At 57.4% G+C, this 19,569-nt stretch carries 20 protein-coding genes; 9 read left to right on the top strand and 11 right to left on the bottom strand.

Going from position 1 to position 19,569, the window contains the following annotated elements; all coding sequences use genetic code 11:
- Positions 1-51: 51 nt before the first annotated feature.
- The 4 genes from CPJ18_RS11825 to CPJ18_RS11845 all read left to right on the top strand — a co-directional run bounded on the left by CPJ18_RS11825 (position 52) and on the right by CPJ18_RS11845 (position 3,849).
- Positions 52-279, top strand: a complete 228-nt coding sequence (locus tag CPJ18_RS11825; RefSeq protein ID WP_027673924.1) for a F0F1 ATP synthase subunit C — start codon at positions 52-54, stop codon at positions 277-279.
- 78 nt (positions 280-357) lie between these two features.
- Positions 358-996, top strand: coding sequence for a F0F1 ATP synthase subunit B (locus CPJ18_RS11830; RefSeq protein ID WP_077118883.1), 639 nt, complete (start codon positions 358-360; stop codon positions 994-996).
- Position 997: 1 nt separating this feature from the next.
- Entirely contained in the window at positions 998-1,483 is a 486-nt protein-coding gene (locus tag CPJ18_RS11835; RefSeq protein ID WP_103584942.1) for a F0F1 ATP synthase subunit B, read from the top strand.
- Positions 1,484-2,016: 533 nt separating this feature from the next.
- Complete coding sequence (locus CPJ18_RS11845) at positions 2,017-3,849, top strand: HAMP domain-containing methyl-accepting chemotaxis protein (RefSeq protein WP_103658473.1); 1,833 nt, start codon at positions 2,017-2,019, stop codon at positions 3,847-3,849.
- Between the two features lie 15 nt (positions 3,850-3,864).
- Here CPJ18_RS11845 and CPJ18_RS11850 read toward each other — a convergent pair whose 3' ends face one another.
- Together CPJ18_RS11850 and CPJ18_RS11855 are read right to left on the bottom strand one after the other, a co-directional pair.
- Entirely contained in the window at positions 3,865-4,518 is a 654-nt protein-coding gene (locus CPJ18_RS11850) for a ribonuclease HII (protein WP_103658475.1), read from the bottom strand.
- 288 nt (positions 4,519-4,806) lie between these two features.
- The gene (locus CPJ18_RS11855; RefSeq protein WP_077103507.1) at positions 4,807-5,964 is read right to left on the bottom strand and encodes a PA0069 family radical SAM protein; all 1,158 of its coding nucleotides are present in this window, start codon (positions 5,962-5,964) and stop codon (positions 4,807-4,809) included.
- Positions 5,965-6,165: 201 nt separating this feature from the next.
- Between CPJ18_RS11855 and CPJ18_RS11860 the strand changes: the two genes are divergently transcribed.
- Positions 6,166-6,684: a glycosyltransferase family protein gene (locus tag CPJ18_RS11860; RefSeq protein WP_103658477.1), complete on the top strand. Its 519-nt coding sequence runs from the start codon at positions 6,166-6,168 to the stop codon at positions 6,682-6,684.
- Here CPJ18_RS11860 and moaB read toward each other — a convergent pair whose 3' ends face one another.
- The 4 genes from moaB to CPJ18_RS11880 form a co-directional block, all read right to left on the bottom strand.
- Positions 6,685-7,230 (bottom strand): molybdenum cofactor biosynthesis protein B, encoded by a 546-nt coding sequence (gene moaB, locus CPJ18_RS11865; protein ID WP_103658486.1) that lies wholly within the window; start codon positions 7,228-7,230, stop codon positions 6,685-6,687.
- Positions 7,227-8,117, bottom strand: coding sequence for a 4-(cytidine 5'-diphospho)-2-C-methyl-D-erythritol kinase (locus CPJ18_RS11870; RefSeq protein ID WP_103658488.1), 891 nt, complete (start codon positions 8,115-8,117; stop codon positions 7,227-7,229). Before CPJ18_RS11870 ends, moaB begins: the two co-directional genes overlap by 4 nt.
- A gap of 6 nt (positions 8,118-8,123) precedes the next feature.
- Complete coding sequence (locus tag CPJ18_RS11875) at positions 8,124-9,965, bottom strand: tetratricopeptide repeat protein (RefSeq protein WP_103659085.1); 1,842 nt, start codon at positions 9,963-9,965, stop codon at positions 8,124-8,126.
- 261 nt (positions 9,966-10,226) lie between these two features.
- Positions 10,227-11,243, bottom strand: a complete 1,017-nt coding sequence (locus tag CPJ18_RS11880; RefSeq protein ID WP_077103827.1) for a polyprenyl synthetase family protein — start codon at positions 11,241-11,243, stop codon at positions 10,227-10,229.
- Positions 11,244-11,359: 116 nt separating this feature from the next.
- Between CPJ18_RS11880 and CPJ18_RS11885 the strand changes: the two genes are divergently transcribed.
- Together CPJ18_RS11885 and CPJ18_RS11890 are read left to right on the top strand one after the other, a co-directional pair.
- Positions 11,360-11,590 carry a putative signal transducing protein gene (locus CPJ18_RS11885; RefSeq protein ID WP_103658490.1) on the top strand — a complete coding sequence of 77 codons (231 nt, stop codon included), beginning with the start codon at positions 11,360-11,362 and terminating at the stop codon, positions 11,588-11,590.
- Positions 11,591-11,596: 6 nt separating this feature from the next.
- Complete coding sequence (locus CPJ18_RS11890) at positions 11,597-12,379, top strand: tRNA1(Val) (adenine(37)-N6)-methyltransferase (protein WP_103658492.1); 783 nt, start codon at positions 11,597-11,599, stop codon at positions 12,377-12,379.
- Between the two features lie 247 nt (positions 12,380-12,626).
- Here the strand turns inward: CPJ18_RS11890 and CPJ18_RS11895 are convergent, their stop codons facing one another.
- The gene (locus tag CPJ18_RS11895; protein WP_103658494.1) at positions 12,627-12,932 is read right to left on the bottom strand and encodes a GIY-YIG nuclease family protein; all 306 of its coding nucleotides are present in this window, start codon (positions 12,930-12,932) and stop codon (positions 12,627-12,629) included.
- A gap of 492 nt (positions 12,933-13,424) precedes the next feature.
- On the opposite strand from CPJ18_RS11895, the gene CPJ18_RS11900 reads away from it, so the two are divergent.
- Together CPJ18_RS11900 and CPJ18_RS11905 are read left to right on the top strand one after the other, a co-directional pair.
- A complete protein-coding gene (locus CPJ18_RS11900) occupies positions 13,425-14,282 on the top strand; it encodes a S49 family peptidase (protein WP_167397886.1) in 858 nt (285 codons plus the stop codon).
- A 14-nt stretch (positions 14,283-14,296) separates the two neighbouring features.
- Positions 14,297-14,491 (top strand): hypothetical protein, encoded by a 195-nt coding sequence (locus CPJ18_RS11905; protein WP_103658496.1) that lies wholly within the window; start codon positions 14,297-14,299, stop codon positions 14,489-14,491.
- A 20-nt stretch (positions 14,492-14,511) separates the two neighbouring features.
- Here CPJ18_RS11905 and CPJ18_RS11910 read toward each other — a convergent pair whose 3' ends face one another.
- The 4 genes from CPJ18_RS11910 to CPJ18_RS11925 all read right to left on the bottom strand — a co-directional run bounded on the left by CPJ18_RS11910 (position 14,512) and on the right by CPJ18_RS11925 (position 19,354).
- Positions 14,512-16,428: a DUF2207 domain-containing protein gene (locus CPJ18_RS11910; RefSeq protein WP_103658498.1), complete on the bottom strand. Its 1,917-nt coding sequence runs from the start codon at positions 16,426-16,428 to the stop codon at positions 14,512-14,514.
- Positions 16,429-16,448: 20 nt separating this feature from the next.
- The gene (locus tag CPJ18_RS11915; RefSeq protein WP_103658500.1) at positions 16,449-17,711 is read right to left on the bottom strand and encodes a 3-phosphoshikimate 1-carboxyvinyltransferase; all 1,263 of its coding nucleotides are present in this window, start codon (positions 17,709-17,711) and stop codon (positions 16,449-16,451) included.
- Positions 17,712-17,754: 43 nt separating this feature from the next.
- Positions 17,755-18,306 (bottom strand): LemA family protein, encoded by a 552-nt coding sequence (locus tag CPJ18_RS11920; protein ID WP_103659087.1) that lies wholly within the window; start codon positions 18,304-18,306, stop codon positions 17,755-17,757.
- 85 nt (positions 18,307-18,391) lie between these two features.
- A complete protein-coding gene (locus CPJ18_RS11925; RefSeq protein WP_077103531.1) occupies positions 18,392-19,354 on the bottom strand; it encodes a glycine--tRNA ligase subunit alpha in 963 nt (320 codons plus the stop codon).
- Between the last annotated feature and the right edge of the window lie 215 nt (positions 19,355-19,569).

The following is a 19,569-nucleotide window of genomic DNA, read 5'->3' on the forward strand; positions in this document are numbered from 1 at the left end:
CCGATACCGGGTGTCAAACATAGCCGCAACAACCATTCTAAGGAGCTTAACATGGAAGCGGAAGCAGCAAAGTACATCGGCGCAGGTCTCGCATGCCTCGGCATGGCTGGTACGTCCCTCGCTCTCGGCCGTATCTTCGGCGATTTCTTGTCGGGCGCACTGCGCAACCCGTCTGCCGCTGACAGCCAGTTCGGCCGTCTGGTATTCGGCTTCGCCGTTACGGAAGCTTTGGGCATCTTCTCGCTGCTCGTCGCTCTCCTTCTCCTGTTCGCTGTCTAATATCGGCATCAGGTATGGATCACGGCTCGCAGCAGCGTGCCGTGATCCTTCGCATTTGCACTACCCCTGGAGGTGAGCATGTTCGTGACCGAGGCTTTGGCCCAGTCAGCACCGGCGACAAGTGAAACGAATACCGGAACTCCGGCTGTCGGTCAGACCGCTCCGGAAGCAACGCATACGGAAACCGGAGTGGCACATGATGCCGGTCACGGCTCCCCTGTGTTCCCGCCGTTCGATCAGTCCACTTACGCATCCCAGCTTCTTTGGCTGGCCATTACGTTCGGCCTTTTCTACGTGCTCATGAAGAAGGTCATCGTGCCGCGTGTCGGCGGTATTCTTGAAGACCGTCACGGCCGTATCGCACAGGATCTCGATGAAGCGTCCCGGCTGAATGCCGAAGCGGATGCCGCTATCGAAACATATGAAAAAGAACTTGCCGCTGCTCGCGCCAAGGCCGGCTCCATCGCCGCCGCCGCCCGTGATGCTGCGAAGGTCAAGGCAGATGCCGATCGCGCAGCGATCGAAGCAGACCTGGCTCAGAAGCTGACCGCTGCCGAAGCCCGCATCGCTACGATCAAGCAGCAGGCCTTTGCTGATGTCGGCGCAGTTGCCGAAGAAACCGCAACCGCGATTGTCGATCAGTTGATCGGCACCAAGGTCACAGAAACGGATGCCAAGGCAGCAGTTGCCGCCGCATCCGCAGTGAAGGAGGCTTGATATGGCGTTCGATGCAACATTTTTCGCACTCGTCGGTCTCGTCCTTTTCTTCATTCTGATTGCCTACCTCAAGGTTCCAGGCATGTTGGCAGGCTCGCTCGATGAGCGCGCTGGCAACATCAAGGAAGAGTTGGCGGAAGCAAAGCGCCTGCGTGAAGAGGCACAGCACCTGCTGGCCGAATATCAGCGCAAGCGTAAGGAAGCCGAAGCGGACGCTGCCAATATCATCGCATCCGCAGAACGCGAAGCCGCTGCCTTGACCGCGGAAGCCAAGGTCAAGACTGAAGAGTTCGTCGCACGCCGCACTGCGCTGTCCGAACAGAAGATCAGCCGTGCCGAAGCCGAAGCCATCAGCGCCGTTCGCTCCGCAGCCGTTGATCTTGCTATCGCAGCATCAGAAAAGATAATTGCTGAAAAGGCTACGGCCGCTACGAAAGCGAACCTTTTCAACGCCGCCGTTGGCGAAGTCAAAACGCGTTTGAATTGATGGTATGAAGCGGAACGCTTCGAGCTGTTCCGCAAGACCAGCCTTTGAAAACCCCTGCCGAGCAATCGGCGGGGGTTTTCGTTTTCTGACCGTTATCTTTGCTGCGTGCAATACTTGATAGTCAGATCAACGATGGCAAGTCGCGGCGAGGTAGTTCGGTTCATAGGTCCCGCTCCGTTTTGACTGGCTTCAGACTTTCTCTTTGGATCTATAATAACATCCGAGAGGCCGAAGTATTTTCGAAAACCTATGGTGCAGACGCTGCGGAAATTTGTCCGTTTCGCTCATAAATATGCGTTCTTTAGTTGTATTAATGATTGCGTAATATAGCTTTACAAATTTAATAAATTTTAAAATATAGTAATAGATCATATTTATTAGAGTATGGTTTGAAATATATTGTCCGCCGGCAAGATTCTTTAGTGTCTTGCGCTTGGAAGCCATTTTCAATCTCCATACATATTATGCATGCAGCAATTTATATCCGAAAATACCATTTAGCGGTTGGAATATTCCGCATCGGGAGGTCATTCATGAAGATATCCATAGGTGTTGTTCTAGCCGGTCTGTCGGGTATTATGTTGCTCGTCGCAGGCGTGCAGGGAAGTTTCTCTATTTCCTCGCTTAACCAGATCAGAAGCGGCATAGACACCATCGTCGGTGATCGCGTTCCGGCTTTCATTCTGCTGGGTAAGGTCAGTGCGGAAGTCAGCAATATACGTGATGCGCAGGCCTCCATCGTGAGCGCGACGCCAGATAGCTGGCCGCAATTTGAGACGCAGATGCAAAATGCCCGAACAGCCCTGGATGCTGACTTCCGTCAGTACCAGGAATACATCGTGGACGAAGCAGACCGCAGGCTCTTCTCGAATTTCAGCGAAAAGTGGCGGCTGGCGGATGGTCGCTGGAACGATGTGAAGACATTGCTGACAAGCGGCAAAATCGACCAGGCAAGGTCCAGCTTTGTGGGCGAAGCACTGACGGCTTTTAACGACGCCAAGACCGTTCTTCGAAGTGCAGTTGACGATATGGAGAACGACGTTCGGAATGAGGGGGCGTCCACCACTGACATCGCAGAGACCGCTGCCGAACTCAACTATATTTCCCTTGCCGCCGCCCTCGCCATCGGTGCGGCCGCTGCGCTCTTCGGAAATTTCCATCTTGCAAGACCTCTAGTGCGGATGACGAATGTCATGCGACGCCTGTCGGACGGTGACTCGGATATCGTCATTCCCGCACGCGGTCGAAAAGATGAAATCGGTGCTATGGCCGAAGCCGTGGAAATATTCCGTCTCGCTGCTATCGAAAACAAGCGTCTCGAGGCGCAGGCCGAGACTGATCGCACGCGAGCTGAGGTCGAGCGACTGGCTGCACAGCAGAAGGCCGAAGCCGATGCTGATGAACGATTGAGGGCTGCAACGTCTGGACTGGCGGATGGCTTGAAGCGTCTGGCGTCTGGCGATCTCGCTTTTCAGATCAATGACGTCTTCGCTCCGGATTTCGAAACTCTGCGACACGACTTTAACCGTTCGCTGAAGCAACTGGGTGCCACGCTGTCTGAAATCTCGCACTCCATCGATACCATGAATGATGGAACCCGTGAGATCGCCCACGGCTCGGTGGACCTTTCAAAGCGCACGGAGCAGCAGGCCGCAACGCTTGAGGAAACGGCCGCTGCGCTCGATGAGATAACGGTGAACGTTGCCAGCTCCACCAAGCGTGTCCATGAGGCAAGAGGGGCCGCAACGGAAGCCAATCGCGCCGCCAAACTATCGGGAGACGTGGTTGCCACCGCAGTGGACGCCATGCAGCGGATCGAGCAGTCATCCAGGCAGATTTCCAACATCATCGTGGTGATCGACGAGATCGCGTTTCAGACCAATCTCCTGGCTCTGAACGCGGGTGTCGAGGCAGCGCGTGCGGGGGAGGCGGGTAAAGGCTTTGCGGTCGTGGCACAAGAGGTGCGCGAGCTCGCCCAGCGTTCGGCAAAGGCCGCCAAGGAGATCAAGGAGCTCATCAGCAAGTCATCGGTGGAAGTTGAAAACGGTGTCAAGCTCGTGCAGCAGACGGGCGAAGCGCTGAAAACCATCGAAAGCCATGTCACTGTGATGAACGAGCACATGGGAGCCATTGCGACGTCCGCTCAGGAGCAGGCAACAGGCCTTGCGGAGCTGAACACCGCCGTCAACCAGATGGACCAGACGACCCAGCAGAATGCTGCGATGGTCGAAGAAACGACATCTGCAACATCGGCGCTTGCCAGCGAAAGCGATAAGCTGCGCACCTTGTTGCAAAAATTCCAGCTCGTCGCACAGGGATCGCAAGGGCGGGATAACGGTAGCTACGAGATGCGACGCGCCAGCTAAGGTTATGCCTTGCCGTCACTCTGTCCGCATGGGCCTGAAGCTCATGCGGTGCAGCGGGCAGGGGCCATTGGCCTCGATGGCACGCAGATGCGTCGGTGTGCCATATCCCACATGCGCTTCGAAACCGTAGGCCGGGTGAATCAATCCAGCCCTCTCCATCATCCGGTCTCTGGTGACCTTGGCGATGATGGAGGCGGCGGCAATGGAGACGGAGCGACCGTCGCCCTTGATAACGGCCTTCGCATCACAGGAAAGACCCGGAGGAATATCGCGCCCATCGGCCAGCACAATGGCAGGCGCTATATGAAGTCCAAGCACGGCCCGCCGCATGGCATCCAGGCTGGCCCGCAATATGTTCATGCGGTCGATCAGGACGGGACCGGATGAGGCGACAGACACAATGGATGTTTCCAGGATTTTCTCGAACAGAACCTCTCTTCGGGCTTTGGAAAGCTTTTTCGAATCATTCAGTCCATCAGGAATATTCTCAGGATCGAGAATGACAGCAGCGGCAACCACAGGACCGGCCAATGGCCCACGTCCTGCTTCATCCGTGCCAGCCACCGGCCACTGACCGCGTTTCCTGGCCTCACGTTCCAAGCTGAAATCCGGGCCGGTATCGGTCATGTCAAAAAGTGCAGGAGAATCGGATGCTGTGCGTTGCTTCATGCGGCGGAAACTCGCACAGGCAACCGATCTCCCGCAAGCCCCCGGTCGCAGGGCGTTCGCAACAGCCACGGGGCGGAGGCTGTTGCACGAGGTCTCATGACCTCTGGCTCTTCAATTGGGGCAAAAGAGCAAAACGCATGCGAGGCGGCAGATTGCCGGGGGCATAATCCGTAGCGCAGGGCATAGACGCTACGGATATTCTTGAAACATCAGCCCTCAAGGCCTGATGCCTTTTTGTATTCCAGTCAGTCTTGACTGTTCAGATCGAAGACGAACTGGTTGAGATTGTCACAGCAGTGAAAGCTGCACGCCTGCACCTCCTGGAGCGATGAAGAGATCGTCGCGAAGGTGGATGCCGCGGCGGATCAGGCCAAGCCTTTTGGTCGCCATCTCGAACCGGCGGCCAATCTGCCAGGCATAGGGTCCGGCCCCTTTCATCCGCTTGCCGAATTCGGCGTCATAATCCTTGCCATCGCGCATGGAGCGCACCAGCGACATGACATGCTGATAACGATGCGGATAGCTGCGCAACAACCATTCACGAAACAGCGGACTGACCTCCAGTGGTAGGCGAAGCAGCACATAGGACGCTTCTGTCGCACCGGCTGCCTTTCCAGCCTCCAATACCCGCTCGATCTCGTGGTCGTTAAGGGCCGGAATGACCGGTGCCATCATCACGGCCACCGGAATACCAGCCTCCGTCAGTGTCTTGATCGCTTCCAACCGCTTGGTCGGCGTCGATGCGCGCGGCTCCATGCTGCGAGCGAGCTTGCGATCCAGTGTCGTCACCGAAATACCGACCTTCACAAGCCCCTTGGCGGCCATGGGAGCAAGAATGTCGATATCGCGGGTGATCAGTCCGGATTTGGTGACGATGGCGACGGGATGCTCGGCTTTTGCCAGTACTTCGAGGATTTGCCGCATGATGCGCCATTCCCGCTCGATGGGCTGGTATGGATCGGTATTGGTGCCGATGGCAATCACCCGCGCCTTATACCCCGGCTTGCCCAGTTCCCGTTCCAGAAGCTTTGCGGCATCCGGCTTGGCAAATAGCTTTGCCTCGAAATCCAGACCAGCAGACAGACCCATGTAGCTATGGCTCGGCCTCGCGAAACAATAGATGCAGCCATGCTCACAACCGCGATAGGGGTTTATAGAGCGGTCGAAGGGAATGTCGGGTGAATCGTTACGGGTAATGATGGTGCGGGGTTTTTCCACCTGCACTTCGGTACGAAACTCCGGCAGTTCCTCAATGATTTGCCAACCATCGTCGACAGGCTCGTGCTGCAAGGTCTCGAAACGTCCACCGGGATTGATGCCCGCGCCACGTCCACGACGCCGGTCGATCTCAATCCGCAGGCCCGATGCATCGGCCAGCGCATTGGCAATATCTGGCGTATGGCCCGGCTGAAAAGCAGCCTGCCCGGAAAGCACATGTTGTCTCATCTGGATGCTCCTGACCGGCATGAACCGGCTTGGTGGATGCATCGATTCTTAAACCACGAATGAGAACATTACAAGAACAAAATGCCGAAACGCGCCATAGCTATTTCTTTTGCATTGCGGTAGGAATTTTATCGATGAAATGTTGTGCCGGCGCAGGCTTTGCTATTTTATCGATCATAGGGATCACAAGCTGATAGACATATGCTGACAGTCATCATGGAATGCCGGGATCAGGAGCCGGAGCTTGCTCATACCCTTTCCACGCTCGTTTCGGGTGCCGTGGAAGGGCTGATCAGTGACGTCATCGTGTTGGACCACGCCTCCAGCGACGGCTCTGAGCGTGTGGCTGAAGCCGCTGGCTGCCGGTTTCATACGGAATGGGACATCAGGGATATCATCGGCTCGGCACGCGGCGAGTGGATATTGATGATGGAGCCGGGCAGCCGCCCGCAAAACGGCTGGATCGCTGACATCAGCGAATATACGGCGCTGAGCAGGATGCCGGCACGCTTTGCTCCCTCGCGCCACTACCGCCCATCGTTTCTGTCGCGTTTCATACGGCGCAGACCGCCGCTGGAATATGGCCTGCTGTTAGCCAAGCAGGAAGCGCTGTCAATAGCAAAGTCCGGCATGCCGCTCGATCATTTCCCCAAATCGCAGAAAACCCGTCGCCTGAGCGCGGAGCTTATACCTTCTTGGGTGCTGCGCGCGGCGCGCTAGTTACCCTTGCGCCTTGCCGCGCTTCAGGTGCTCGTCCAGACGCGGCATGATCTCCACGAAATTGCAGGGCATGTGGCGGTAATCCAGTTGCGCCTTCAAGATTCCGTCCCATGCATCCTTGCAGGCACCGGGAGAGCCGGGCAGTACGAAGATGAAAGTGGAATTGGCAAGCCCCGCAGTTGCGCGCGATTGGATGGTGGATGTGTTGATCTTGTCATAGGAAATGCGGTGGAAAACGGCGGAAAAGCCATCCATGCGCTTCTCAAACATCGGCTCCAGCGCCTCCGGTGTCACGTCCCGCCCGGTAAAACCCGTGCCGCCCGTGGTGATGACCACATCGATCTCGTCGGACAGCGTCCAACTGCGCACCTGCGCCGCGATAGCTGCCTTATCATCCGCCACGATGGCGCGGTCCACCAAAAGATGACCAGCCTCGGCAATGCGGGCGACAAGTGTATCGCCGGATTTGTCGTCGGCCAACGTGCGGGTGTCGGAGACGGTCAGGACCGCGATGCCGACGGGAATAAACGCTCTTTCAACAGTCATCTTGGCAGCCCATCTATGGTTTTCGTTGATTGAACATACCAGCCGGGGCGCTGTTGGCGAAGCGTGTTAGCCGCAGTTTCAGCGCCCTGCACAGTCGAAAAAATCCCGAAACAGGTCGCGCCGGAACCGGACATGCGCACCAGTTCAGCACCGGCCTGTGACAGCAGGTCAGATGCCTCGCCGATTTCGGTCAAAACCGCCCGCGCTGGCGGCTCGAGATCATTGCGGCTTTTGCCGATAAAGGCCATCCATGGTTCATCGCCACGTTCTCCCAGCGTATGATTGTTCTTGCTCGTCAGGCGCTTGAAAATCTCCGGTGTCGAGACACCTTTTAGCGGATTGACGAGAACGAGGTTCAACACCGGCATGTCATGGAGCATTTCGATGTCTTCACCAATGCCGCGTGCAATCAGCGGCTGACTGGCAAGGCACATTGGCACATCGGCCCCCAGTTTAAGGGCGATCTCAGCGAGTTTTCCGGGTGCTAATGCGATGTTCCAGTGGCGACACAGAACACGCAAAGTCGCTGCCGCATCCGCCGATCCACCACCGATTCCCGATGAAACGGGCAGATTTTTCTCAAGATGAATGGCAACCGGCCGAAATTCGAGCCCGGATGCCTGACGCAGCAAATCCCGTGCCTTGAGCACCAGATTGTCTCCGGCATCGCTTTGCATGAGAGTTTGGGAGAACGGTCCGGAGATGGAAAAACGGTCTTCCAGCGCGTCTTCAATGTGAACGACGTCGCCCACTTCAGTAAACGTCACCAGCATTTCGAGCAGATGATACCCATCTGCCCGCTGACCTGTCACATGTAGCGCGAGATTGATTTTGGCAGGAGCGGCCTCTATCGTTTCGACCGCTCCTATAGGCTTATGCGAGAGCATAGCGCCTTAGGATTTCTTGTCCGGGGTAGGGGCAGGTGCCACGGGCGGCTGTGGTGTGGCCTGATCCTTCTTGGCTGTGTTCTGCGCGTCTTTTTCCAGCGGCGGTAGGCCGTTGGCGATCTTTTCCTTCACCTTCGCCTTGTCGACATCGTCGCTATCGCCGATCAGAGCGCGGTTCCACTGATAGACCGCTTCGATCTTGCGACCCACGCGCCAATAGGCGTCACCCAGATGGTCGTTGATGGTCGGATCGCCAGCGCGCAACTCGATAGCCCGTTCCAGTTCCGTCACCGATTCATCGAAAGCGCCGAGGCGGAAATGCGCCCAGCCAAGCGAATCGACGATGTAGCCATCATTCGGACGAAGCTCGACGGCGCGGCGGATCATGTCGATCCCCTCATCGAGGTTCATATTCTTGTCCACCCAGGAATAACCCAGATAGTTCAGAACCTGGGGCTGCTCAGGGTTGAGTTCCAACGCCCGTTTGAAGTTGGGTTCCGCCTTGTCCCACTGCTTCAGGCGCTCATAGGCGATGGCACGCTGAAAAAAGATGGTCCAGTCGGTCTTCTTCGGCACGGCACCGATGACCTCGACGGCCTTGTCATAGTTCGCAGCCATGGCCGCGTAGTCCTTGGCATCGGACAAGACCGAGCCATAGGCAAGATAGGAGCGAATGTCGGTTGGATCGGAGTCGAGCAATGATTTGAGGTGCTTGCGCGCCTCTTCCACCTTGTCCGTCTGCGCCAGCGTCAGGCCAAGCTGCAATTCGGAGATACGGTGCATCGGCGAATCCGCAGGCACTTCGCGGTAGAACGCAATGGCGCGGTCCGGCTGCTTCTGCGCTTCGGCAAGACCACCGAGCAGGATCAGCGTGTCGGCGCTTTTCGGGTCGAGTGCACGCGATGTCTGAAGGTAAAGCGTGACGATTTCTTCCGCACCTTCGCGGTTCAATGCACCGGCAATGGAGAACATCACGGAAGCCGCACCTTCTTCAGCGGTCTCGACCTGCTGATCGGGCTTTTCACCCTTTTCGATGCTCTGGCGCAAAGCCTTCAGCGGCGCATAGTTCGGCGCGAATGTATCGCCAACGGCAATGGTGTCCAGCGCCTTCTGCTTGTTGCCAGCTTTGGCCTCCAGCCGGGCCAATGCCATCACGGCGCGCATGTAAGTATCGGTCGCAGTCGCACCGCCTTCGCGGTCCGCGACGGCATCGTTCAGGTTTTTGCGGGCAGCTTCGGTGTTACCCGTAACCAGCGCTATGGCACCGGCATGATATTTCTGGAAGATCGAGATCCAGCCCGGTCCCTTCATGCCATTGACGAGAGCCAGGGCTTCCTTGCCTTTGCCAGCACCGGCGCGCGCCCATGCGGTCAACAGCGTGTTGACCATGCGGTCCAGATCGTTGGGGCCGGTATATTTCAGGATTTTTTCCGCAGCGGAAAATTCCTTGTGCTTGATGGCCGCCAGAGCACGAATGATGGTGGTCACGCGCTCTACGGACGAATCGTCCTTCAGCGAATCAGCAATCTTCGCACCGGCTTCGAAATCGCCACTCAGCAACTGTGCGATCATCAGGCGCTGACGAATTTCCACATTGGCCGTGTCGAATTCCAAGGCTTTTTGGTAGAGCGTGATGGCGGTAGCGAAATCCTGATCCACATCGGCTGTGCGGGCTGCCAGAAACGCGCCGGAGAAAGTGTTGACCTTTGCGGGGTCGAAAGTCACCGTTTCCTGAGCCTTTTCGGCAGGTTTCGTCTCGGCAAAGGCGGCGGTAGGGCCAGCGCTTATGGAGAGTGCGGCGATGAAAGCCGCGCCACAGAGAAGACGAAATGCTGGTTTGCGCCGCATAAAGGAACCTTTGCTTTTGTGCATATGCACCGAAATTTCCGCTGCCGCCTTACAGTTCGGCGCAAGCGGATGCACCTTGACGCTGTAATGCTTGAACTGGATTGTCCTGCCCGAACCGAAACGATTCAGGCGATGACGCACCACGTCACGACAGAATGGCTTTTTTGAAGCAAGCCCGCAAGAAATTCTGCGCCTGATATTCGATTTGTGAGATGTTGGCATCGCGAAATGCCTGAATGGTTTCGCGATGCCTGAAGGCCTTCAGTTCACCCGGTCGATACAGAAGTCGATCACTTCCATCAGCGCGTTTTTCCACGGGCTTTGCGGCAGAGGCGCCAGCGCATCACGGGCAATGGTACCATAATGGTTGGCGCGGGTAATGGTATCCGCAAGGCCATTATACTTCCTGATGAGGCCGAGTGCCGTCTCCAGATTTTCATCCGTGCTCTCGCCGTTTTCAATCGCTCGCTTCCAGAAAGCGCGCTCTTCCACCGTGCCGCGACGATAGGACAGGATAACGGGAAGCGTGATTTTGCCTTCGCGGAAATCGTCACCGGTGTTCTTGCCCAGATCGGCAGACTTGCCGCCATAATCCAGCACGTCATCCACCAGTTGGAAGGCAAGGCCGAGATTCATGCCATAGGATTTCAGCGCGCTGCGGGTGGCCTTGTCGGTTTTGGCAACGATGGGGCCCACTTCGGCGGCGGCGGCAAACAGCGCTGCCGTCTTGGCGCGAATGACCTGAAGGTAATCGTCTTCGGTCGTTTCCATGTTCTTGGCAACGGAAAGCTGAAGAACTTCGCCCTCGGCAATAACGGAGGCAGCTGTGGACAGCACATCCAGCGCATCCAGCGAGCCGACTTCCACCATCATCCGGAAGGCCTGGCCGAGAAGAAAGTCACCAACCAGAACGCTGGCCTGATTGCCCCAGATGGTGCGAGCCGTGGATTTGCCGCGGCGCAGATCACTCTCATCCACCACATCGTCATGCAGCAGGGTGGCGGTGTGCATGAACTCGACGCTGGTCGCCAGCTTGATGTGGTGGTCGCCCCTATAATCGAACATGGCGGCGGATGCGAGGGTCAGCATGGGTCGCAGGCGTTTTCCACCCGATGAGATCAGGTGGTTGGCCACTTCGGGTATCATCTGGACATCTGAACCGGCCTTGGAAAGAATAAGCTGGTTAACCCTTTCCATGTCAGGAAGGGTCAGGTCGACAAGCGGCTTGACGGATGCGAGTTTGTTTTTGCTTTCTTCAAGCGGTATGACGACGCCCAACGGTCCGGACTCCTGTTCACTATTGGGGCCGACAATAGAAAGCGTCGATGGAAGCGGCAAGGGGCGAATTGCCTCACACCGTTCAAAAAGATGGGATTTGGGGTGGAAACTGACCTATGCGTGAACTGATCCGTACAAACGATGCCGTTCTTCTGTCCTTCTCGCAGAGCCTGATGAAAGACGCCGGCATCCACTGCCTCATCGCCGATCAAGGCATGAGCATTCTCGAAGGTTCGCTCGGGCTTCTTCCCCGTCGTTTTCTGGTGGAGGAAGAGCGCGGCGACGAGGCGCGCCGCATTCTGACCGATGCCGGGCTTGCAGACGAGCTGCGCGACGACAAGGCTTGAAAACCCATGGCAGCCACCGTTTCCGAAACAGTCGATGCGTTTCATCGCGGACGCTTCCAGATTTTACAGCCAAAGGGCAGGGGCCACAGGGCTGGTATGGATGCAATGCTGTTGGCCTCTCTCGTAGCTGATGATACCGCGTGTCGCGTGGCTGACCTTGGGGCTGGAGCCGGGGCCGCAGGCATGGCGGTGGCCTCACGTCTGGAAAAGGCTGACATCACCTTGTTTGAGTTTTCGTCGGAAATGGTCGATTTCGCGCAGCGAAGCCTGCAACTTCCGGCCAATGCCATTTTTAAAAATCGTATCCGCGTCCAACAGGCAGATGTCACCCTGCGCGCCAATGCCCGCAGGGAAGCGGGGCTGCTCGACAACCATTTCCACCACGTCATCATGAACCCGCCTTATAATGACGCAGGCGATCGTAAAGCCCCGGATGCGTTGAAAGCCGCAGCCCATGCCATGACGGACGATCTGTTCGAAAACTGGCTGAGAACCGCCGCCGCCATCATGGTGCCCGGCGGCCAACTCTCCCTCATCGCCCGCCCCCAATCCATAGCCGACATCATCACCGCCTGCGGTCGCCGCTTCGGCGGCCTGGAGATTACCCTCATCCACCCAAGGGCAGGCGAGGACGCGGTACGAATGCTCGTCACCGCCATCAAGTGCTCCCGAGCACGCCTCACTTTCCGCGCGCCGCTGACAATGCACGAAAACGACAGCCACGCGTTTTTGTCGGTGGTGGATGATTTGAGCAATGGACGGGTAGGGTATGGACGGAATCGGAATTAGTCTCGGCGCAGCAACCCCCATCATGAGTAACTTAGCTCAGGTGCGGAGTCGCCTCCGCAGTGTAGACCAAGAGTTAAGGGCTCGACGGTAGCAGCCCTCATCCTGAGGTGCGGAGGCAAAGCCGTAGCCTCGAAGGACGAGGGTTGCGGGTGGTCGGAAGCGACGGATGCCGCAACGTCTCTCCGCCCTATGGTGAGGCGCGCGGCCCGAAGGGCGGAGCCTCGAACCATCGAGGGCGGCCCCTAGTTTAAGCTGGTTGCTTAGCGACCGCTGGTCCCCTTCGCGAAAGCTCCGGCAGCGTGTCATAGGCCATCGCAATCAAAGCTTCCTTCTTGCGCCGGGACCAGCCTTTGATTTGGCGCTCCCGCTCGATTGCATCGACAATGCGGTCATAGGTCTCTGTAAACACAAGTTCCACCGGGCGGCGTTTGGAGGTGTATCCATCGTAGATACCGGCGTTGTGTTCCCACACGCGGGCTTCCACGGACTGCTTCGTCAGTCCGGTATAATATGATCCATCGCAGCAACGAACGATATAGATGGTTACTTCCATGGCGGGAATTTGCTGTGCTTGCGCAACCAGTTCAATGCTGAAAACTGCGGGTGTTTTGCCTTTTGGAGTAAAATAGTCCGCAGCCCCCGCCCTTCGAGGCCCCTGCGGGGCACCTCAGGGTGAGGGCCGCTACCGCTGCGGAGCAACAGGCTCAACGGTAGCAACCCTCAACTATCCAGAGCCACGGGCTCGACCCAGCAACCCTCACCCATCCTGAGCCTGCCGAAGAGGAGGTGTCTGTCTGTGCTGGGCTCAACCGATAGCAACCCATCCTTCCGATGCGCCCTTCTGTGCTGGGCTCAACGCAGCAACCCTCATCCTGAGGTGCGGAGGCGAAGCCGGAGCCTCGAAGGACGAGGGTTGCGGGCCAGTGGCATCAGGTCGTTAAAGCACACACCCACTCACCCCTCACCAAATTATCACCACCCCCACCATTGTCTTTACCCCAGCCATACCCACATCGGTTCACATAGGAATGACGATGAGGATAAGATGGCTGGAATTTTGAAGCGACTGGTGCCGAAGCGGTTTCGTAAGACGGAGCTGATCATTCCCGTGGTCCGTATGCATGGGGCCATTATGGCAGGCGGCAGTCAGTTTCGTCCGGCACTCAATCTGGCATCCTATGCGCCGCTGCTGGACAAAGCTTTCGGCATGAAGGACGCGCCGGTCGTCGCTATTACCCTCAACTCACCCGGTGGTTCGCCGGTCCAGTCGCGGATGATCTATAACCGTATCCGCCAGCTGGCCGAAGAAAAGAACAAGAAAGTCCTGATCTTCGTGGAAGATGTGGCGGCATCCGGCGGTTACATGATTGCGCTGGCGGGGGACGAGATCATTGCCGATCCTACCTCCATCGTCGGCTCTATCGGCGTCGTTTCCGGCGGTTTCGGCTTCCCGGAAATGCTGAAGAAGATCGGTGTTGAAAGGCGTGTCTATACGGCAGGTCAGAACAAGGCGATTCTTGATCCTTTCCAGCCGGAGAAGGAAGGCGATATCGAATATCTGAAGTCGCTTCAGCTTGAAATCCACAATGTTTTCATCGACATGGTCAAGCTGCGCCGTGGTTCAAAGCTGAAGGACGATCCGGCGCTCTTCTCGGGCCTGTTCTGGACCGGTATGCGCGGCCTCGATCTGGGGCTCATCGATGGTCTTGGCGATATGCGCGATGTGCTGCGCCGTCGTTACGGCGATAAGGTCAAGCTTCAGCTTGTCAGCGGCGCGCGCAATTTCTTCGGTAAGAAATTGCCCGGCGTCGATCTGCATGCCCAGTCAATCGCTGCATCCACCGCTTCGGGGCTTGCGGAAGTGGCGGAAGAAAAGGCATTGTGGGCGCGTTACGGATTTTGATGGACAAACGATAGATGGCCCAATTGATAACGCTCGCCCTGCTCATGTTCGGGGCGATCATTCTTTACAAACGCTTCGTTGGCGATGCGAAAAAACTGTCCGAGAAAACCAAACGGCAGGAAAAAGAGCGTGAGACCGGTGCCACCGGCACGCTGATCAAAGATCCGAAGACTGGCGAATACCGCGTCAAGAAGGAAGACGAGGTCTGATCAGGCCTCAAGCAGTTGGCTCACCAGCCACCGCCTCCACCACCACCGCCACCAGACCCAGACGAACCACCGCCACCGGAAAAACTCGACGAAGACGAGCTGACCGGTGCCGGTATCGTTGAAGCAATGGTCGATGCCATGGTGGAGGAGAAGCCGCCAATGCGGGTTCCGAAATTGCTGTAGTTACCGCTGTACCATCCAGGCGAATATTCTCCCGCTTGGGCATTCGCCAGCCACGTCTCGAACGTCTCGCTCCAGGGTTTCTCGACGCCCAGCGCCACCGCGTAGGGCAGCAGGGTTTCGAAATGCTGCGGCGACATTTGCGGCGCGCCCTGCATGTTCATCCGGTCCTGTTCGGCAACCGTCAGGTAAAGCCGCAGTCCTTCGATTCCGTCCATCAGTTTGCGCCCCAACGGGGTCGGCGCGCCCATCAGCATAACAAACACGATGTTAGCGGTGATGATACCGGCCACGGACATGATGGCGGGCAAGTGCAGTGCTTCGAGCGTTTCCAGCGAGACGATGGTGATCGCTCCGCCAATACCGGAGATCAGCATCGATCCCACCAGCGCAAGAACGACGATCATACCTATGCGCTTGAGCAGAGATCCACCACGCGTCAACGATTTCCCGAATAGGAGTGCAAAAATCGTTCCGACAAAGGTCATGATGCCGATAACGAACATCGCAACAAGGGCTTCAGGCTCGAAATTGCCGAACAACAAAACTGCTAAGACGATGAAGATGGACAGGAAAATGCCTAAGATGATGAAGCCAACATTGCCATGGTAATATTTGCCACTATGCTCCGACTCGATCGCTTTGCGAAAAGCATTGCCGAGCGATACGACCCGTGAGCCGTTTTCCTTTTTGATCTCGAATGCCATGCCCGGTTCATCGACCGTATTGATCAGCGTTGCCTCACCCGCCTGCAACTTGCCCTCGATCGGCTTTTCGGTGCGACGAATGATGAGCGAATTCTTCAAATCCTCCAGCACCACGTAACCTTTGACCGCAAGGTTGAGGGCGGCGGCGGAAAACGCCGTCCAGCCATTATCGGAAAAACCGTGATTATCGACGTAGTTGACGAGCGCAGGCGACAATCCTTCCGGCGCGTCCCAACGCGGCACGATAATGCCTTTGGCAGGATCGCGGCCAACAGCTGACCAAGCCCGGTAATAATAAAGCAGGATGAGCATGAAGCCGGAAACACCCAGCACCGAACCCAAATGGTCCTGCAACCACCAACTCCGCGCCTGCGCAGCCGATGGCGCGTCGATTGCACCCTTCGGCAGTTTCACTGCAATCGTCATGCCTTCGCCCTGATAGAAGGGGCGCGTCGAAGCGAAGAACACCTCGTTGCCCTCGGTCATCACGCGTGCGTCCTTGCCGGTCGCGCCAAGCTTTCCGGTAAAGACAGCGGTATCGGTCGGCGTCACGTTTTCAGGCAGGGAAACGGTGGCGGAGATGTCGCGCATGGGAAACTGCCAGCCATTGCCGGTCACGTTCCAGGTCAACTCGTCATAGATGTCGAAATAGCGGATCTGCCTGTCGGTGGTGTAGGTAATCTGGAAAACATGATCGCCGGTCTGCAAAAACCGGTCGGCATTGCCGGTATAGATGCGAATGCCGCCATCGATGCTTTCGGTTCGCCAGTCTTCTGGTGCGCCATCTCGCTCCACCGATAGAACCTTGAAGCCGACTTTGGTGCGGCGGCCGTTCTTGTCCAGCGCATAGAGCGGGAAATCACGGAAAATGCCGCGCTTGATCCGGTTGCCTTCGGAGCGAGCCGTGATCGTTTCCGTCACCGTCAGCTCACCGCTTTTGGCGACATCCACCACCGAATGATAGGAGCTGATGAACTCCTCAGCTGCAGCGGGAAGGGCCGCGAGCATGAAGACGAAAAGTGCGAGACATCTGGCAGCAATGGTCTTCACGGTCGGCGCGCTCCCTAAAATCAGTCCTGTCCGGTTTCGCTGTAATCCACACCCAGTGAACCGAGCGCCTTCCAGTAACCCGGATAGGTCTTGCCCACGCAAGCAGGGTTCTGAATGGCGATGCCGCTGGTCTTCAGACCAGCCAGCGCAAAGCTCATGGCAATGCGGTGGTCGTGGAACGTGTCGATGGAGGCAGATACCGTTTGCCCCGCAAGGTCGGGATCGGCATGCACGATGAGGTCGTCGCCGTCTTCCTCGGCCAGCCCTTCGCGGATTGCGTTGAGGCCGAGCGACAGCGCCCTGATACGGTCGCATTCTTTCACCCGCAGATTGGCGATGCCGACGAAGCGTACCGGCGTTGTGTTGTAAGCGGCCAGCACGGCAATCGTCGGAATGGCATCCTGCATCTGGCTGCCATCGATTTCGGCGGGCAGGTTCGGAAACTGCGCCATGACGGCATAGGCCTTGGCATCCGGCTGGGTGAACTTGTCGGATGGCGTGCCGATATCGATCTGGCCGCCCGTCAGCAGTTCAGCACCCCAGAGATAGGTGGCGGCGGATGCATCCGGCTCGATGTGGAAATCGGTGGCCTTGTAGCCTGTCGGGTGCACGCGCCAGATGGCGTTGCTGACCCGCTCCACCGTCCCGCCGAAGGCTTCCATGGCAGACACGGTCAGGTCGATGTAACCCTTGGCACCGATATCCTCACCCGCCAGAATAATGTCCAGCGGCTGTGCGCCGCACGGTGCCGCCATAAGAAGAGCCGAGACATATTGGCTGGAAAGATTGGCATCGATGGTGACGCTGCCTTTGGTGAAGCCCTGACCGTTGCCCGTCACCGTCACCGGTGGGCAGCCGGTTGCCGCCTCCGCTTCGATGCCCAGCGCGTTCAGCGCCTCGACCAGCGGCTGGATCGGCCGTTTGCGCATATGCTCGTCACCATCAACCACAATGGTGCCCTCCACGGATGCAACCGCCGCCGTCAGAAACCGTGTGGCCGTGCCGGCATTTCCGAGGAAAAGCGGCTTGTCGGGCGCGGTCAATACGCCGCTGCTTTCCACCACGAAGCTTGTCGCATCCGGCTCGGTCACCGTCACGCCCATGGCGCGCAAAGCGTCTGCCATATAGAGTGTATCATCGCTTTTCAGCGCGCCGGTGAGAAGGCTGCGGCCCTTGGCAAGACCGGCCAGCAGCAACACGCGGTTGGTGATGGATTTGGAGCCGGGCGGCTCCACCTTGCCGGAAAGCGGATGGTTTGGCGGGGTGATGGTCAGTTCGATCATGGCGTTATCGTTTTCTCAACCAGCCAGATGCCGGTTTTTAGTATCAGAATTTCACGGAAGGAACGGCGCGGTCCGCCTCGTTGGTGATCTCGAAAAACGGGGCTTTGATAAAGCCGAAATTGCGCGCGACGAGGTTGGAGGGGAAGCTCTCCACCTTGACGTTCAGATCCCGCGCCGAACCATTATAATAGCGGCGAGACATCTGAATTTCGCCTTCGATGGTGTCCAGCGATTTTTGTAATTCCAGAAAGCCTTGATTGGCCTTGAGGTCCGGGTAGGCTTCCGCCAGCGCAAACAGCTTGCCCAGCGCCTGGCTCAACAGTCCTTCGGCTTGCGCACGCCCCTCGACATCACCGGCGGGCACGGCTTGAGCGCGGTTGCGCATGGCCACCACTTCCTCAAACGTGGTTTTCTCGTGGGCGGCATAGCCCTTCACGGTCTCGATGAGGTTGGGAATGAGATCGGCGCGGCGCTTCAGCTGCACGTCGATACCGGACCACGCTTCCTCCGTCATCTGTCGCGCCGAAACGAGGCCGTTATAGATGAAGACGACATAAACCGCGATTGCCGCGATGATTGCCAGTGCGATAAACATGTCCCATTCCCCCTCAGAAAACCTGCGTTCCAGCCGGACGATAGTCGTTCCAGCCAGCCATGTCATCGCCTGTCAAAATAAGTCGTCAGGCAGCCTTGTTCCAGTTCGCGCCGCCCGCATCCGTCATCAAAAACGCTTCGCCACAGGCCTTGGACAATGTGCGAACGCGCAGGATATAGCTCTGCCGCTCGGTCACGGAAATCACGCCGCGTGCATCCAGAAGGTTGAAGACGTGGGATGCCTTGATGCACTGGTCATAGGCCGGAAACACGCATTTGTGCAGCATCTGGTTGGCATTTTCGCCCGGCGCTCCCGCCGCCAGCAGCGCCTGGCATTCCTTTTCCGCATCGATGAAGTGGCGGTGCAGCATGGCGGTGTCGGCATATTCGAAGTTGTGGCGGGAATATTCCTGTTCGGCCTGCAAAAACACATCGCCATAGGAAATCTTCTCGTCGCCTTCGCGGCCGTTATAGTTCAGGTCGTAGACATTATCGACGCCCTGAACATACATGGCCAGACGCTCCAGACCATAGGTCAACTCACCCGCAACGGGAGAGCATTCAATGCCGCAAACCTGCTGGAAATAAGTGAACTGCGACACTTCCATGCCATCGCACCAGCATTCCCAACCCAGACCCCAGGCACCCAGCGTGGGGCTTTCCCAGTCATCTTCCACAAAGCGCACGTCATGCAGCAACGGGTCGAGACCGATTGCCTTCAGCGAACCCAGATAGAGTTCCTGCAAATTGGACGGGTTTGGCTTCAGAATGACCTGATACTGGTAATAATGCTGCATGCGATTGGGGTTTTCACCGTAGCGCCCATCGGATGGACGGCGCGATGGCTGCACATAGGCGGCCTTCCATGGCTTCGGCCCCAGCGCCCGCAGCGTTGTTGCCGGGTGAAACGTCCCTGCGCCCACTTCCATGTCATAAGGCTGCAACACCGCGCAGCCCTTGTCGGCCCAGTAATTGTGCAGCGTCAGGATCAGCGCCTGAAAGGAACGCTTCGGGTTCATATGGTCTGGAACGTCGGTCATTGCAGTCATCACGGCCATCGATTGTTGTCAGTAAGTACTTACTTACTTCGGATGCGGACAGGTGCCATGGGTAGGGGCTGCGGGTCAAGGCTTCTGTGCGGGGGAGGTTGCCTTGCACGCACGCATACGACGGTAGCTACCCTCATCCATCATCCTGAGCTTGTCGAAGGAGAGGTGCCCCGCAGGGGCCTCGAAGGACGAGGGTAGCGGGCTTAGGGCAGAGT

The sequence above is a fragment of the Agrobacterium rosae genome, from assembly GCF_002915175.1.
GTDB classification, from domain to species: domain Bacteria; phylum Pseudomonadota; class Alphaproteobacteria; order Rhizobiales; family Rhizobiaceae; genus Agrobacterium; species Agrobacterium rosae.

What these genes read in the sequence shown, in the direction of transcription:
- CPJ18_RS11825 (WP_027673924.1), top strand. Translation starts at nt 52, where the DNA reads ATGGAAGCGGAAGCAGCAAAGTACATCGGCGCAGGTCTCGCATGCCTC.
- CPJ18_RS11830 (WP_077118883.1), top strand. Translation starts at nt 358, where the DNA reads ATGTTCGTGACCGAGGCTTTGGCCCAGTCAGCACCGGCGACAAGTGAA.
- CPJ18_RS11835 (WP_103584942.1), top strand. Translation starts at nt 998, where the DNA reads ATGGCGTTCGATGCAACATTTTTCGCACTCGTCGGTCTCGTCCTTTTC.
- CPJ18_RS11845 (WP_103658473.1), top strand. Translation starts at nt 2,017, where the DNA reads ATGAAGATATCCATAGGTGTTGTTCTAGCCGGTCTGTCGGGTATTATG.
- CPJ18_RS11850 (WP_103658475.1), bottom strand. Translation starts at nt 4,518, where the DNA reads ATGAAGCAACGCACAGCATCCGATTCTCCTGCACTTTTTGACATGACC.
- CPJ18_RS11855 (WP_077103507.1), bottom strand. Translation starts at nt 5,964, where the DNA reads ATGAGACAACATGTGCTTTCCGGGCAGGCTGCTTTTCAGCCGGGCCAT.
- CPJ18_RS11860 (WP_103658477.1), top strand. Translation starts at nt 6,166, where the DNA reads ATGCTGACAGTCATCATGGAATGCCGGGATCAGGAGCCGGAGCTTGCT.
- moaB (WP_103658486.1), bottom strand. Translation starts at nt 7,230, where the DNA reads ATGACTGTTGAAAGAGCGTTTATTCCCGTCGGCATCGCGGTCCTGACC.
- CPJ18_RS11870 (WP_103658488.1), bottom strand. Translation starts at nt 8,117, where the DNA reads ATGCTCTCGCATAAGCCTATAGGAGCGGTCGAAACGATAGAGGCCGCT.
- CPJ18_RS11875 (WP_103659085.1), bottom strand. Translation starts at nt 9,965, where the DNA reads ATGCGGCGCAAACCAGCATTTCGTCTTCTCTGTGGCGCGGCTTTCATC.
- CPJ18_RS11885 (WP_103658490.1), top strand. Translation starts at nt 11,360, where the DNA reads ATGCGTGAACTGATCCGTACAAACGATGCCGTTCTTCTGTCCTTCTCG.
- CPJ18_RS11890 (WP_103658492.1), top strand. Translation starts at nt 11,597, where the DNA reads ATGGCAGCCACCGTTTCCGAAACAGTCGATGCGTTTCATCGCGGACGC.
- CPJ18_RS11895 (WP_103658494.1), bottom strand. Translation starts at nt 12,932, where the DNA reads ATGGAAGTAACCATCTATATCGTTCGTTGCTGCGATGGATCATATTAT.
- CPJ18_RS11900 (WP_167397886.1), top strand. Translation starts at nt 13,425, where the DNA reads ATGGCTGGAATTTTGAAGCGACTGGTGCCGAAGCGGTTTCGTAAGACG.
- CPJ18_RS11905 (WP_103658496.1), top strand. Translation starts at nt 14,297, where the DNA reads ATGGCCCAATTGATAACGCTCGCCCTGCTCATGTTCGGGGCGATCATT.
- CPJ18_RS11915 (WP_103658500.1), bottom strand. Translation starts at nt 17,711, where the DNA reads ATGATCGAACTGACCATCACCCCGCCAAACCATCCGCTTTCCGGCAAG.
- CPJ18_RS11920 (WP_103659087.1), bottom strand. Translation starts at nt 18,306, where the DNA reads ATGTTTATCGCACTGGCAATCATCGCGGCAATCGCGGTTTATGTCGTC.
- CPJ18_RS11925 (WP_077103531.1), bottom strand. Translation starts at nt 19,354, where the DNA reads ATGACTGCAATGACCGACGTTCCAGACCATATGAACCCGAAGCGTTCC.